This is a genomic window from Sphingobium sp. CECT 9361 (genome assembly GCF_918741285.1).
GTDB lineage: Bacteria > Pseudomonadota > Alphaproteobacteria > Sphingomonadales > Sphingomonadaceae > Sphingobium.
This window is the reverse complement of the sequence record NZ_CAKKNC010000021.1, coordinates 38,111-52,428: the sequence shown is the minus strand read 5'-3', so window position 1 is coordinate 52,428 and position 14,318 is coordinate 38,111. Positions and strand designations below refer to the sequence as shown.

The 14,318-nt window shown below is 59.3% G+C and carries 12 protein-coding genes; 7 read left to right on the top strand and 5 right to left on the bottom strand.

From position 1 onward, the window contains the following. Positions 1-19 precede the first annotated feature (19 nt). Positions 20-550, top strand: coding sequence for a DUF2231 domain-containing protein (locus LQ220_RS20655; protein WP_230190002.1), 531 nt, complete (start codon positions 20-22; stop codon positions 548-550). Here LQ220_RS20655 and LQ220_RS20650 read toward each other — a convergent pair. From LQ220_RS20650 to LQ220_RS20635, 4 genes are read right to left on the bottom strand one after another with little or no spacing between them, the layout of a single operon-like run. Further along, on the bottom strand, positions 517-1,044 hold the full coding sequence (locus tag LQ220_RS20650) for a CopD family protein (protein ID WP_230190001.1): 528 nt from the start codon (positions 1,042-1,044) through the stop codon (positions 517-519). The genes LQ220_RS20655 and LQ220_RS20650 overlap by 34 nt on opposite strands. Further along, complete coding sequence (locus tag LQ220_RS20645; protein WP_230190000.1) at positions 1,011-1,706, bottom strand: cytochrome c oxidase assembly protein; 696 nt, start codon at positions 1,704-1,706, stop codon at positions 1,011-1,013. Before LQ220_RS20645 ends, LQ220_RS20650 begins: the two co-directional genes overlap by 34 nt. 25 nt (positions 1,707-1,731) lie before the next feature. Next, a complete protein-coding gene (locus tag LQ220_RS20640; protein ID WP_230189999.1) occupies positions 1,732-2,523 on the bottom strand; it encodes a formate/nitrite transporter family protein in 792 nt (263 codons plus the stop codon). After that, positions 2,520-4,790 (bottom strand): FdhF/YdeP family oxidoreductase, encoded by a 2,271-nt coding sequence (locus LQ220_RS20635; protein ID WP_230189998.1) that lies wholly within the window; start codon positions 4,788-4,790, stop codon positions 2,520-2,522. Before LQ220_RS20635 ends, LQ220_RS20640 begins: the two co-directional genes overlap by 4 nt. A 392-nt stretch (positions 4,791-5,182) precedes the next feature. On the opposite strand from LQ220_RS20635, the gene LQ220_RS20630 reads away from it, so the two are divergent. Beyond that, positions 5,183-5,953 (top strand): HAD hydrolase-like protein, encoded by a 771-nt coding sequence (locus tag LQ220_RS20630; RefSeq protein ID WP_354958321.1) that lies wholly within the window; start codon positions 5,183-5,185, stop codon positions 5,951-5,953. Positions 5,954-5,966: 13 nt separating this feature from the next. On the opposite strand, the gene LQ220_RS20625 is transcribed toward LQ220_RS20630, so the two are convergent. Beyond that, positions 5,967-6,863 carry a MurR/RpiR family transcriptional regulator gene (locus tag LQ220_RS20625; RefSeq protein WP_230189997.1) on the bottom strand — a complete coding sequence of 299 codons (897 nt, stop codon included), beginning with the start codon at positions 6,861-6,863 and terminating at the stop codon, positions 5,967-5,969. Positions 6,864-7,165: 302 nt separating this feature from the next. On the opposite strand from LQ220_RS20625, the gene LQ220_RS20620 reads away from it, so the two are divergent. The 5 genes from LQ220_RS20620 to LQ220_RS20600 all read left to right on the top strand — a co-directional run bounded on the left by LQ220_RS20620 (position 7,166) and on the right by LQ220_RS20600 (position 14,225). Continuing rightward, positions 7,166-9,325 (top strand): TonB-dependent receptor plug domain-containing protein, encoded by a 2,160-nt coding sequence (locus tag LQ220_RS20620; RefSeq protein WP_230189996.1) that lies wholly within the window; start codon positions 7,166-7,168, stop codon positions 9,323-9,325. 76 nt (positions 9,326-9,401) lie between these two features. Continuing rightward, a complete protein-coding gene (locus tag LQ220_RS20615) occupies positions 9,402-10,328 on the top strand; it encodes a phosphate/phosphite/phosphonate ABC transporter substrate-binding protein (protein WP_230189995.1) in 927 nt (308 codons plus the stop codon). Further along, complete coding sequence (locus LQ220_RS20610; protein ID WP_230189994.1) at positions 10,325-11,092, top strand: phosphonate ABC transporter ATP-binding protein; 768 nt, start codon at positions 10,325-10,327, stop codon at positions 11,090-11,092. The genes LQ220_RS20615 and LQ220_RS20610 overlap by 4 nt, the downstream gene beginning before the upstream one ends. Beyond that, positions 11,089-12,090, top strand: coding sequence for a phosphonate ABC transporter, permease protein PhnE (gene phnE, locus LQ220_RS20605; protein ID WP_230189993.1), 1,002 nt, complete (start codon positions 11,089-11,091; stop codon positions 12,088-12,090). Before LQ220_RS20610 ends, phnE begins: the two co-directional genes overlap by 4 nt. 29 nt (positions 12,091-12,119) lie before the next feature. Further along, positions 12,120-14,225 carry a phosphocholine-specific phospholipase C gene (locus LQ220_RS20600; protein ID WP_230189992.1) on the top strand — a complete coding sequence of 702 codons (2,106 nt, stop codon included), beginning with the start codon at positions 12,120-12,122 and terminating at the stop codon, positions 14,223-14,225. Positions 14,226-14,318 lie beyond the last annotated feature (93 nt).

The window sequence follows — 14,318 nt, the reverse complement described above, 5'->3', positions numbered from 1 at the left end:
ATCGGTGCATGATGCCCCGATGGCCGCACTCAATGAACAGAAGGCGGAAATCGAGGACGCATTGATCGACCCGGTTTCGGCGCAACCCCACTTTCACCGCACGGAATCGAAAATTGCGGTGGCCGGACACCCGGTCCACGCGATGCTTGTGGCCTTCCCGGTCGCGCTCGCCATGTGTACGCTGGGCGCAGACGCCTTTTACTGGTGGACAGGCGACATTTTCTGGGCGCGCGCTGCGTTGTGGGCCAGTGGCATGGCGTTCCTGCTGGGCGTGTTGGCGGGCATATCCGGAACGGTCGAACTGCTGCTGGTCGCAGGCATCCGTGCGCGCGCTGCAAGTTGGACCCACTTCATCATCGCGGTGATGCTGCTGTCGATTTTGGGCGCAAATTGGGGCTATCGGCTGACATCCGGCTTTGAACAGGCTGTGTTGCCTTGGGGCCTGCTCCTGTCCGCCTTCGCGGCTGCCTTCACGGCCGTCACGGGCTGGCATGGCGGAAAGCTGGTGTTCGATTATCAAATCGGCACCTCGTCCACCGGCAATGGCTGATCCTGCGGTCGCATAAGCCATTCAGGCGCCAGCTGATCGCTCAAGATCGGCTTGCTCAGCACGAGCAACAGGATCGCCACCGTCGCACTGGTCGCGATCGTGACGGTCATCGCCGGCCAGCCGCGCGGTGGATCGTAGTTGCCTTGCCGTTCGCCTGCAATCAGGGTGACATGCCCGATCCAGGCATGCAGTAATACCAGCACGCCCACTCCCACCAGCTTGGCGAACATCCACGGCACGAACAGGCCACGAAGAAAAACTAAGGCGGTGCCCATCACAATCGCGATGACCGCAGCTGGCGTGACGATGCCGGTATAGGCACGATGCGTCATCACGCGCAGGCGCGCATATTCGCTCTGATCGTCGTTGGCCTGATGCCGTGCCAGCACCAGTGGCAAACCTATCAGCCCCGCACACCACAGGCACAAAGCGGCGATATGCAGGAATTTGATCGCCACGATCATGCCGTAACGCTCGCCCGCATCCAACCGCACCGGGCGATCCATGCCAGCGCAATGGCATAGGGAATAACGCCCGGGACCCACATGACCAGGCCCGCCAACTGCTGATCGAGAAGCTGGGGCAGCCCCCAGGCGAGCGTCGTTCCGGCATGAGCGACATAGAGCGAAGCAGGAGCAAAGGTCAGCAGCGCCCCCAACATGCCCATCTGCGCCATCCCGGCGATCGTGCCCATTGTGGCGGACACTAGCGGCGCAGCAAACAGGCAGCGCCAGAACCAGATAGCCGATCCGAGCAGGCTCACCTGCATAAGCCAATAGATCCTCGCATCTGTGAGCGCCGCATCGTAAAGCGATGGCAAGTGCCAAGCCCACAGCAAGCCCGTAGCCGCAACGAACGCTGGGCCGATCATGGTGACCGTTCGGCTGGGAAAGGCCAGCGCGAACAGGGGCGCAGCAATCGTGACGATCAGGATATGGTGGACCGCGCGGGCCGTGAACAAAGCTACACTGATTGCACACAAGGGCGAGACGAACGTCACCGCCAGAACCGCGACCGCAGCCATTGCAGGGCCCACCTTGGGCAAACGCAGGGCAAACAAAGCACAAATTGCCAATCCCGCCAGCAGCACCGGGTCCAGATTCCAGACTAGCATGGCCTGATCGGGCAAGGGCGGCGGCCCACAATAGCTCGTCATTCGCCCCCCTTCGTCATACCAGCAATCACCCCGCCCTGCGCCAGACGTCATGGCCGTAGGCGACACCCAGTGCCACAGCGCCGCCGCCGACAATGTTACCCGCTGTGCTGACCGCGAGATTGGCAAAGCCGCCAACTAAATCCGGCACTTGACCAGCGTCCGCCAGCCAGCCGAGGGGCAGGATCGACATGTTAGCGATCGAATGTTCCAGGCCCGCACTGACGAAGACCGTGACGGGACCGACAATCGCCAAAATCCTGGCGGGTATCGTTCTAGCGCTCATGGCCATCCACACGGCCAGGCACACCAACATGTTCGCCAATATCGCTGAACAGAATATCGCGAGTGCCGACTTGCCCAGCTTGGTCTTGACCAGCGCGCTCGCCGCTTCACCTACGCCGTCGGAGAGTCCTCCTGCCGCATGGAATAATACAGCAATGGCAACGCTGCCAGCCAAGTTGCCGATCCACACAACCGCCCACGCCTTGGCCATTCGTCCGGCGCCCAGATCTCCCGTGAGTGTCGCAAGCGCCATCATCGTGTTGCCAGTGAACAGCTCCGCGCCCACGATCATGACCATCATGAGCCCGACAGAAAAGGCGATACCTGACAGCATATGCACAGACCCACCATCGCCCATATTCGCTTGTGCTACGAGCGAAGCGACTGATCCGAAGGCAATGAATGCACCCGCAAATATCGCCAGTACAATCATGCGCCCCGCAGGCTGCTGCGCCTTGGCTGCAAGCGCGGCGGGCGCAGCCTCGGCGATGGCGTCACCGACAGGGTCCTCGATTGTTTGTGCAGCGCTGCTCAACCTATCGCCTCGATCCTAACAGGCACCGCCTTACTGGCGGGAGTTTTCGAATGCTGATCATGGTGGGAAAGGGCAATCAGAGGATTGAGCTCAGGATAATAGCCTACGATCGTCCCATTGGGCAGATTGTAAGGTACGATCTCCAGTCGCTCGATACGTCGCACATGGCCGTCGCCAGCATCGCCCACCAACGTCACACGCTGCCCAGCGACCAGTCCGGCCCGTTCGATATCGGCGGGATTGATCAGGATGACGTCCCGCTTGCCCTCGATCCCGCGCAACCGGTCGCTATAGCCATAAATCGTCGTGTTGAACTGATCGTTCGACCGAACCGTGACCAGCCGATAGCGGCCCGGCGCGTCGGCCACATCGGTGGCGGCCAGCATTGCTGGGGCAGTGAACTGCGCCTTGCCGCTCTCAGTCTTCCAGATGCGTTCGCGCGCACCATTACCGCGATAGAAGCCGCCCGGCTCGAACATGCGCGCGTTCATGTCGTGAAATTCTTCGTGATACGTGTCGGCGATCAAATCGCGGACCAGCGCATAATCGGCTGTCCAATCGTCCCAGCGCACCTTGGGATTGGATGGCAGTGTCGCCTTGGCGATACCCGCTACGATTGCCAGTTCAGATTTCAGATGCTTGCTGGCAGGCTTCCTATGGCCAATCGACCCGTGGATATGGCTGAAACTATCCTCAATCGTTACCGTCTGCGCGCCACCTGCCTGCAGATCTTCTTCACTGCGGCCCAGGCAAGGGAGCAGATAGGCGATCTTGCCGTTGAACAAATGGCTACGATTGAGCTTGGTGGCAATCTGCACCGTTAACCGCATATTTTCCCATGCCGATTCGATCCGCCCCTGATCTGGGATCGCGCGCAGGAAGTTGCCACCCAGTCCGATAAAGGCCTGCACGTTGCCTTCGAGCAACTCTTCGCACACTTTAACCGTCGTCATGCCGTGCTCACGCGGCGGATCGAAGCCGAACTGCTCGGCCAACTTGTCCAATGGTACCAGCTCGGGCTTTTCGGAAATACCCACCGTACGCTGACCTTGCACATTACTATGACCACGCACGGGGCAGATCCCAGCGCCCGGCCGCCCGATATGGCCGCGCATCAGCAGCAGGTTCACCAACATCGCAATATTTTCAAAGCCATGCACATGCTGCGTCAGGCCCATGCCATAGACGCCGATTACCCGCTCCGCCTCCACATAGATGCGGCCCGCTTCCTCGATATCTGCGCGCCTCAGGCCCGACTCCAGCTCAATCTGTTCCCATGATGTCGCATCGGCGCGGGCGCGGAACTCCTCGAAACCGGTGCAGTGGGTATCGATGAAAGCACGGTCGATGATCGTACCGCCGCGCGCATCATCCTGCGCCAGTACATATTTGCACAGGCCCATAATGGCGGCGATATCGCCTCCGGCGCGCACCTGAAGATACTGACAGCTGATCTCCGTATCCTTGCCAGTCAGCATCTCGGTCGGACTCTGCGGATTGGTGAAAGCTATCAGCCCTTTCTCGCGGATGGGGTTGAAGGTCACGACCTTGCATCCCCGCTTCACCGCCTTCTGTAATGGATGAAGGAAACGTGGGCTATTGGTCCCCGTATTCTGCCCGAAAAAAAAGATCGCGTCGCACTGCTCAAAATCGTCAAGGATGCAAGTGCCTACCGGTGACCCCATCAACTGATTGAGTGTCACTGACGTCGTCTCGTGGCACATGTTGGAACTGTCAGGCAGGTTGTTATGCCCATAAAGCCGCGCGAACAGGGCATAGAGATAGGATGTTTCTAAACTCGCCCGCCCGGACGCATAGAAGACCGCTGACTTGGGATCTATCCCGCGCAATTCCGCACCGATGGAAGAAAATGCCTCCTCCCAACTGCAAGGCACATAATGATCGACGGCAGCATCGTAACGCATCGGTTCCGTCAGTCGCCCCTCATGCTCTAGGTCATGATCGCTCCAGCCGCGCAGGTCCGATACGCTGTGTTTCGCGAAAAAATCCGGTGTGCAACGATGGGTAGTAAGTTCCCATAAGGTGGCCTTCGCGCCATTTTCGCAGAACTCAAATGCATGAGGATGCTTCGGCTTGCCCCAGGCGCAACTGGTGCACATGACCCCCCCGGGCTTGTTCTGGTTGCGCAGTGTTTCGAGCGCTCCAGGAGAAGAAAGTTCGCGAGCCAGAGTGCCGATCATGCCGCGTACCGAACCCCATCCACCCGACGATCCGCCATATTCTACTGGGTCGGCTGAGTCCGCCATTTTCATTCTCCATTCAAACAGGCCCACTGGGATAAGCCACGTTGCAAAGAATAGGTTCCGCTCCTTAAATGATGTGACGAACTGGCAACATTGCAGAATTACAATGGCCCATGTCCTGCCGCCTCTAGAGGCTCGCATGGTCAGTCCTCAACACAACCATGAAGTATTGCATGCGTCGGCGCCAGATAGGCATATCGCTCACAAGGCTGATGCGCTTTTGATTGAGGAGCCGAGCAAAATCACATTATGCCTAGTTTAAGAGAGCGGTGCCTCAACCGAGATGCGATTGCGCAAAAGCAGACGCACCAAAACGACCCAACTTTTTTGAGTTTATCTCACTTTACAATCAAAATAATATGAGTATTTCGAGAGCCTCTCTGAGAGGGTGGCTAATGCAATTGAGTAATCCGCATGTTAGCATGCCCCCTTTTCGATCACCGCAACAAGCATTTCAGCGAGCCGCCGCCATATTTCTTGACTGGGACGGCTGCGTGATGATCGGCAGCAGGCTTGTGCCGGGCGCGCGGACATTGCTTCAGCGGCATGGCGATCGCATCGTCATCCTGTCGAATAACTCGACGCATTTGCCCGAGGATTTCTCCCGTATATTACAGCAGGCCGGTGTGCATATTCCGGCGGAACGGATCGTTCTGGCAGGCGCCGAGGCGGTTCGGTGGACCAGCCAGGATAAACATGCACGGGTCATGTTGCTCGGCTCGGCGCGGATCAAAGGATGTGCCAGGCAGATGGGCCTGACGCTCGTTCGTGAAGCACCGGACCAGATACTGTTGATGCGCGACACGCGGTTCACCTACGCCAAACTGTGCAGGGCGGCGAATGCGTTGCATGGTGGCGCCAGACTGATCGTTGCCAATGGCGATGTAACGCACCCCGGGACAGATGGGGAAATCGTACCTGAAACCGGAGCGGTTCTGGCGGCATTACTGGCCTGTGCGCCAAACACTCCCGTGATGACGGTCGGCAAACCCGGTCCGCTACTTTTCTCTCGAGCCTGCGACATTGCAGGCGTTTCCCCCGATCAGGCCGTCATGATCGGCGACAATCCGCTGACGGACGGAAAGGGCGCCACCGATTACGGCATCCATCCGATATTGATTGGGCCCGGCACCGAACTGACACTCGAGGACATGCTCGCCTGGTAAGCCCTCCTGCGGGTCAGAAACGCTTTATCGAAAGTACATCGAACGTCTGACGCAAGGTTTCGGTGGAACGCTCATAATCTGCCAAAGCAAGCGCAGCGATAAGAGCATCGACCACACATAGCTGGGCGATGCGGCTGGTCATGGCCTCCGTCCTGAAGCTCGTTTCGCGCGCCATTGTGAACAGCACTATATCGGCATAGGCCTGAATCGGCGAACGCGCGAAATTAGTGATGACTATGGTGTTCGCGCCCGCTTCCTTGGCCAGCCGGGTGGATGCCACTGTTTCATGCGTCGCACCACTGTGCGAGATTGTCAGCACCGCCACGTCTGGGTCGCAGCGCGATGCACTGATCGCCTGAACATGGCTGTCGACAACGACCCGCGCATCCAGACCGATACGTAACATCCGATAATGCGTGTCCTCTGCAATTGGAGCAGATGAGCCGATCCCATAGACTTCAACACGTTTCGCTGCGCGGATCATGTCAACGGCGCGAGACAGGGCAACCGGGTCTAACACCGACAGGGAATCCCGCAGGGCCTGAATACCCGAATGGAAAACCTTGCGGCAGATCGTATCCATGTCATCGTCGCGCGCGACATCTTCATGGATGAACTGAACGGGCTGCACGATCTCCTGTGCGAGGCTGAGCTTCATCTGCTGGAAGCCCGAAAGGCCAATCCCGCGACAAAAATTGATGATGCTGCCTTCGCTGACACCGGTTTCTTCAGCCAGTTCGGTCACTGACATGCTCACGATTTTTTCGGGCTGGGCCAGGATGTAGTCAGCGATTCGACTGGCCCCCTTTGCCATTCCGGGTTGGGCAACCCGGATACGGTTCAGCGTGTTGTCGATCGGACGATGATCTGTCGTCGGTAGAGCGCGGCGCTTGGATGTGGGTGTCGGCATGGTCGTCCTGATTGCTTCTCCATGCTGCCCTAGCAGAATTTCGATCTCATACAAAATTGAGCCAACCTCATTATGCTCGACATGATTGCACAATGATCAACAGTAAAACTCATTTTTTATGCAATTTATAATTGAGTAAGTTTCATTTAACTGTCACATCGCCCTCCTATCTGAGCCCTGCAAGCGATTGACGCGCTGCACCATCGAGTCGCCCAGCAGGCGCGGTGCAGCCCGGCAACGCCATTATTTCCGGGGGTTCCTTCATGCTGACACACTCACACAATCACGGCCGATCACAATGCGTGATCAAACATCTCGGTTTGTTGCTGGGCGTCAGCCTGTTGCCTTCCATCGCGATGGCGCAAGCACCGGCGGCATCTGTCGAAGCTGAGAACGATCCGTCCATCGTTGTTACCGGACAAAGGGTCGAAACGACCAAACTGGCCGCCGAAGCCGCCATCTACGGAAATAATGTTCAGATCGTCGACTCTCAGGCCATCGCCTCCAGCGGCGCCAGCAATTTCGCGGAAGTGGCGCAGTTCCTTATCAAAGGCGCGAACATCGGCTATTCGCCCGACGAAGGCGAATATACGATCCGCCTGGATGGCGGCGGCGACCGCGATACGCTTGTCGTGCTGGATGGCGTACCGCTTTATGATCGCGGCCCTGCGCTCGAAGACATCTGGGGTTCGACGACGATCGACCCGCACATGATCGAACGGGTGGAGGTGTTCCGCGGCGGCAACAGCCTCTTCTTCGGATCGAATGGCGGAATCGGCGTCATCAGCCTTGTCACCAAGCGCCCCGATGGCACCGACAAGGTGGAACTGGGCGCAAGCTATGGCGAGTTCAACTCGCGCGAGTTGTGGGGCAACGCGAAGTTCGCGCTGGACGCCGAAGGGCGTCACAGTTTCATGGTCTATGGCAGCAGCCAGCAGACCGACGGCCCCCGCATCTTCGCGCCGGAAAGCTTTGTCGACAACGTCGCGAAGGCAGGCGGCATTCAGAAATATCCGCTCAACCGGAACAATGTCGGCATCAAATATCTCTGGAAGGTGGACGACAAGACGGAGTTTCGCGCGAACGGCCAATACACGCAGATCGAGTTCCAGGATGCCTTCCCGGACAATGAGACATTCTCGCCCAACCGGGTGCGCTATCCCATCGTCGATTTCTCGATCGACCGACGCTGGTCTGACAAGGTTTACACGGAGCTGTCCGGTTACTGGAGCAATCCCAAGCTCAACAATACCGAGACATTTGCCGAAACCTGCACCAACCGTGCCGGCTGCGTGAATATCAATGGTCAGGCGATCCGCTTTGGCGACGCCACGGGTCGCTCGACTCCTTATCCCAATAAGGGGTTCGGTCCCAATTCCAAGGTCGGCGGTTTCCAGGAGCGCGGCCTTAATTTCCGCAACACCTTCACATTCCCAAAGCTGATCGAGCTCGTGGCAGGGGTGCAGGTGGTGTCTTACAAGGATGACTCCGACCCCGTATTCCCGGTGGGGGATTCCTCGACGACGATTACGGGACTGTATCTTGACGCGAGGCCGGTCCTTCCTTTCAGCCCGAATACGAAAATTTCGCTCGCCGTCCGTACGGATTTTGCCAAGAGTTTCGACTCAAAGACGATCTGGAAGTTCGGGTTCCGGCAGCCAGTCGGTCCATTCTACATCCGCGGCAATGGGGGCACGTCCTACAGCCTGCCGCGTACCAATGAGCTTTTCTCGATCAGCCCCACGCAGGTGGGAAATCCCAATCTTCAGACCGAAACGACCGAAACCTACAACGGCGCCGTCGGGTTCAGCAAATCCTTCGGTACGCTGCAGATCAACGCCGAAGTAGGCGCGTTTCGCACCGACATCAGCAACCGCATTCAGGGCACGTCCGGACTGACGCCGAACACCTGGTTCAATAACACCGCCGTCACCAAAATCCGGGGCATCACGGCGGACGTGGACTTCATTCTGGGAAAACAGTTCACGGCCAACATCAACTACACCAAACAGCAGGCCCGACTGGGCGGAACCGATTTTCAGATCAACGAGACGCCCGAATATATGATCACCGGCAATGTCGCGTGGCACAGTGCGAACGACCGGTTCCACATCACCTTGCTGCCCCGCTATCAGGGACCGGAATTTGCTACCGGCGGCCCGAATGTCCGCCAGCCTGACGGCACCTTGCGCGCCAGATACCGTCACAACTTCGGCAATTATTTCGTGATGAACGGTTCAATCGCCTATTGGGCGGGGAACGAGCGGCAGCACCGCTTCCAGATCCGCGTCGTCAATATAACCAACGAGAAATATGCCGAACGCTATGGCTACGGTAACCAGCGCTTCGGCTCGGCATTTCTGCGCGGCGAAATTGCGCTGAACAGCGACGCCTATTTCTACGGTTACGAGTTCGAGGGCAAACCGCGCGCAGTCTACGGCTCCTTCACGACCAGCTTCTGAGCGTTCATCGCCATGTCACAGCATTCTCCTATCCCGAACGCGGCTACCGATAGGGCGGGATAGGATGGATGTGCTTATGAAACGGTGGATGATCGCTACACTGCTGGTGCTGGCATTAGGGGGAGCAGGCCTGTTCTTGGTGATGCAGAAAGGTCCGCAGGCGCAGCCCCTTCATGTTCTGCTCATTCCAGCAGATGGCGGCACGGAAAGCGGCACGCTGGCGGATTACCAGCCGATCTTCAACGCCGTATCGCGCAGCACTGGGCTGACCTTCGACCTGAAGGTCGCGCAATCCTATGGGGCAGTGGTTGAGGGCATGTGTAACGGTGCCGCCGACATCGCCTTCGTCGGGCCGGTCACCTATCTGCAAGCGAAGGATCGAGGCTGCGCCGAATTGCTGGCGGTGGCGGTAAAATCCGGCGCGTCGGTCTATTATGCCGGACTGTTCGCGCGCAAAGACTCGCCCATCTCCGCGATCGCGGACCTGCGCGGCAAGCGAGTGGCGTTCGGTGACGTCAATTCCACCTCGTCCTTCGTCTTTCCACTGACGATGCTGATGGACGCCGGGATAGATCCAGCCAAGGATCTGAAGGACGTGCGCCTAACCGGCAGTCATGCCAGCAGTCTTGCGGCACTGTTGCAGGGTCGCGTGGATGTGGCCGCCCTGTCCTTTGAAAGCTACGAAAAAGCAGTGCGCGAGAATGTGCCCGGCGTACGTGACGTAAAGATCATCGCGCGCAGCGATCCCATCCCCTATCCGCCGCTTGTCGTTAACAGCCGCCTGCCGGTATCCACCCGGGATCGCCTGAAGACCGCGTTTCAGAATATCGCGCAGGAACCCGGCATCACTCCTGAAATGATCCGCGGCTATGGCGGCGGACAAGTCGACGGCTATGACGCGCATTTCTCTGCCGCGAAATTCGCACCCGCTGCGCAGAAAATGGCAATGGTCAGCGATGCGATGAAGGGGGAAATCCTCAAGAAATCGGCAGAACGGCGATGAACATCCAGTTCGAGAACACGACCGTTCATTACCCCGATGGGACATGTGCGCTGGACGCCGTGTCGTTCACCGTACCCGCCGGGCAATTCTGCGTCGTCCTGGGCCATTCGGGCGCTGGCAAGTCCACCTTGCTGCGCACCGTCAACGGGTTGTCGCCTGCCACTGCCGGACGGGTGATCGTCGGCGGCAAGACGGTCGATCGGAAGACGCTTCCTTTTTTGCGTCGGCGGATCGGCATGGTTCACCAGCATTATGGACTGGCCGCCCGGGCCAGCGTTGCCACGAACGTCATGGCGGGCGCCGTGCCTGCCATGCCAATGTGGCGTTCGCTGTCGGGGCTCTATCCGGCTGAATTGCAAGACAAGGTGTGCTCGCTCATCGCAGCGGTCGGCCTGGAGGAAGCCCATCTTCGCCGCCGCATCGAACGGCTTTCGGGCGGACAGCAGCAGCGTGTTGGCATCGCCCGCGCCTTCATGCTCGACCCTGCTGTCATCCTTGCCGACGAGCCGGTCGCCAGCCTAGATCCGCGGCTGAGTCGGGAGGTGCTAAATCTGCTGCGCACTCAGGCACTGAATCGCGGCGCGACCGTACTGTGCAGTCTTCACCAGCTTGATCTTGCAAAGGATTATGCTGACCGGATCGTCGCCTTGCAGGGCGGCCGGGTCATCTTCGACGGCCCGCCCGCAATGCTGGACACGCATGATGCGAAGCGCATCTATGCCAAAAGGGAAGCCGTCGTGCCTGCGGAGGAAGTGGCGGCATGACTGCGTCGACGCACACCGGATGGTCCTATCCGCGCCCTTATGGCAGCCGCACGGTGTTGGTGCTTATCGGCGCGGCGCTCCTGCTCTGGTATACAGGGCAGCGTGTCGAGATCGGTCGCATGATTGCCATGACGACGGAAGCCGTCGCGGTACAGTTCGGACCGTTCGGGCGATCGCAGGTCGCCGACGGCCTCGGCAATGCCATCGGGCAGCTTGTCCCCATCCAGTTGTCCGACAGGCAGGACATTGCCCGCATCGAGGGATTCGATCCCGACGACCTGCCGCTGCTTTCCCACCTCGAAACCGTCGAAAGTCGTGGCGAAGCAATCAATCCGCAGACGTTGCGCATGGAAAGCAGTCCCGTCCGCACGACCTATCTTGTACAGCCGCTGGGCTATGCATGGCTGGTCGCTACCAAGATGCTGGAGACGCTGGAAATCGCGCTCTGGGGCACAATCGTCGCCATCATGGTCGGCTTTCCGCTGGCGCTGCTCGGCGCGCGCAACATGATGCGGTTTGCGGCGATCCGCATGGTGGCGCGCAGCGTGATCGGCTTTTGTCGCGCCATTCCAGAGCTGGTCAGCGCACTGTTCCTGGTGATCGCTTATGGGTTCGGGCCCATCGCGGGCATATTGGCGCTGGGTTTGTACGGAGCGGGTTTCCTTGGCAAGTTCTACGCCGATGACATCGAGAATGCCGATCCCCGCCCGCAGGAGGCTTTGACTGCGATCGGCGCAAGCAAGATCGTTATGTGGCGCTACGCCATCCTGCCTCAGGTGCTGCCCCAATACATTGCCTACACGCTCTACATCCTCGACCGGAACGTCCGCATGGCGACCGTTATCGGTCTCGTCGGCGCAGGCGGCATCGGCCAGGAACTGAAGGGCCGCTACGACATGTATGAATATGGGCATGTCGGCACCATCCTGATCGCCATTTTCATCGTCGTCCTGCTGCTCGACCGCAGCGCGTGTCGACTGCGCAAGTCCCTTTTGTAAGCCGCCTCAAAACCATCGGAGCCTGTGCCATGTCCCTGAAGAACCGACGCGATTTCCTCAAGACCGCCAGTATTGCCGGAGGCATAGCCGCCTTCCCTGGCAGCATAGGCCGCGCGCTCGCCATCCCGCCCAAGCGCGTGACCGGCACGATCGCCGACGTGAAGCACATCGTCATCCTGATGCAGGAGAACCGCTCGTTCGACCATTATTTCGGTACGATGAAGGGCGTCCGGGGCTTTGGCGATCGGCATCCGATCCCGCTGCCCGGCAACCGACCTGTCTGGTGGCAATCCAATGGCGTGCGCGACTTGCCGCCATTCCATCTGGACACGGAGCGGACCAATGCGCTCAAGGTTCCCGGCACACCGCACAGCTTCTCAGACGCGCAGGCGGCATGGAACCAGGGCAAGTTCGGTCTGTGGCCCAAGTATAAAACCGATTATTCGATGGGCTATTACAAGCGCGACGACATCCCCTTTCAGTTCGCGCTCGCTGAAGGCTTCACCATTTGCGATGCCTATTATTGCTCCGTTACGAGCGGCACCGATCCCAATCGCATCGTTTTCTGGTCAGGCTCCAGCTTCGATCCGAAGGTAGCGTCGCAGGGCACCAACTGCCAGGACACGCATTCGGAACCCAACAACCTGCGCTGCTGGATCAAGGGCGCGTTGCCGGAACCGGGCTACACCTACGCGGGAAATGCGCTGGAATGGGCTACCATTCCCGAAGTGCTGGAAGAAGCTGGGGTCGATTGGCGCATCTATCAGAACCCCAACGACAACTGGACCGGCGCTATGCACGGCGGCCTCGCGTTCAAAGGCTTCCGCGAAGCCAAGCCTGATTCGGGTCTCTACAAACGCGGCATGAGCGAATTTTCGCTCGAACAGTTCGCGAAGGACGTGAAGGACGGCACGCTCCCCGCCGTGTCATGGGTTTTGCCGCCCAAGGAACGGTCGGAACATCCCAGCGCCTCCACCCCGATCGAAGGCGCTGCGTTCACGGCGCAAGTACTCGATGCGCTCACGGCCAATCCCGACGTGTGGAGCCAGACCGTTTTCTTCCAGACATTCGACGAGAATGACGGCCTGTTCGATCATGTTCCGCCCCCCGCGCCGCCCTCCTACAATCGCGACGGAACGATGGCGGGAAAGGCAACGCTCGATCTGGCTGGCGAATACTTCGACGATCATGAGGACAAATACACATCGCGCGACGACGATGTGAGCGGCACCACGCGCCCCTGGGGTCTTGGTCCCCGCGTGCCCATGTATGTCGTCTCGCCATGGAGCCGTGGCGGCTGGGTCAACAGCGAGGTGTTCGATCATACTTCGGTCGGCCAGTTCCTGGAAAAGCGCTTCGGCGTCACGATCCCTGGCATCAGCCCATGGCATCGCGCCGTGTGTGGCGACCTTACAAGCTGCTTCGATTTCACGCAGAACGGCGACAAGGCTTTCCCGAAACTGCCGGATGTCAGCAGGGCAAGTACGGTCCTCGCCGAGCATCTTACCCGCCCCAAAATCCTGCCTCCTCGCGCCCCGCAGGACATGTTTCAGGAAGCAGGCGTCCGTCGCTCGCGTGCCTTGCCCTACGTCCTTCATGTCGACGCGGTCGCCACCAGCGATGCGCTTACCCTGACCTTCACCAATGAGGGAAAGGCCGGCGCGGTCTTTCATGTGTACGACAAGCATCAGCTGAACCAGATTCCTCGACGCTATACCGTGGAACCCGGCAAGTCGCTCGAAGACAAATGGGCCGCCACGAAGGATAGCCGCTTCGATCTCGTCGTGCTCGGCCCCAATGGCTACCTGCGCGGCTTCTCCGGCGATCTTGCGCAAGCCGCAAGTGCGCCCGTTCTCAACGCACGCTATGATGCGAAGGGTAAGGCCGTCCGTCTGCGACTCGCGCACCGTGGCGCGACGCCCGCCAGCATCACCCTCGGCAAGGATGCTTATGGTATCCACAGCGACCGCATCGTCACGGTGGTGGGCGGCAGCAGCACAAGCGAGCGTTGGCAGGTGGCAAAGAGCGAGGACTGGTACGACCTGACCGTCGCTACGCCGGGCATGGACATACGCCTCGCAGGGCGTATCGAAACGGGACATCACGGGATCAGCGATCCACTCATGCGCGCCTGAAAAACGCCGTCCGCAAAAGGAAGGGGCTTGCCGATCCGTCGGCAAGCCCTTGCATCGTCATCGCTACAGCGCAATGCGGGACAACACTGATCG

Excerpts from the sequence above, each read along its gene's own strand:
- LQ220_RS20655 (WP_230190002.1), top strand. The coding sequence starts at position 20 with ATGGCCGCACTCAATGAACAGAAGGCGGAAATCGAGGACGCATTGATC.
- LQ220_RS20645 (WP_230190000.1), bottom strand. The coding sequence starts at position 1,706 with ATGACGAGCTATTGTGGGCCGCCGCCCTTGCCCGATCAGGCCATGCTA.
- LQ220_RS20635 (WP_230189998.1), bottom strand. The coding sequence starts at position 4,790 with ATGGCGGACTCAGCCGACCCAGTAGAATATGGCGGATCGTCGGGTGGA.
- LQ220_RS20630 (WP_354958321.1), top strand. The coding sequence starts at position 5,183 with ATGCAATTGAGTAATCCGCATGTTAGCATGCCCCCTTTTCGATCACCG.
- LQ220_RS20625 (WP_230189997.1), bottom strand. The coding sequence starts at position 6,863 with ATGCCGACACCCACATCCAAGCGCCGCGCTCTACCGACGACAGATCAT.
- LQ220_RS20615 (WP_230189995.1), top strand. The coding sequence starts at position 9,402 with ATGAAACGGTGGATGATCGCTACACTGCTGGTGCTGGCATTAGGGGGA.
- LQ220_RS20610 (WP_230189994.1), top strand. The coding sequence starts at position 10,325 with ATGAACATCCAGTTCGAGAACACGACCGTTCATTACCCCGATGGGACA.
- phnE (WP_230189993.1), top strand. The coding sequence starts at position 11,089 with ATGACTGCGTCGACGCACACCGGATGGTCCTATCCGCGCCCTTATGGC.
- LQ220_RS20600 (WP_230189992.1), top strand. The coding sequence starts at position 12,120 with ATGTCCCTGAAGAACCGACGCGATTTCCTCAAGACCGCCAGTATTGCC.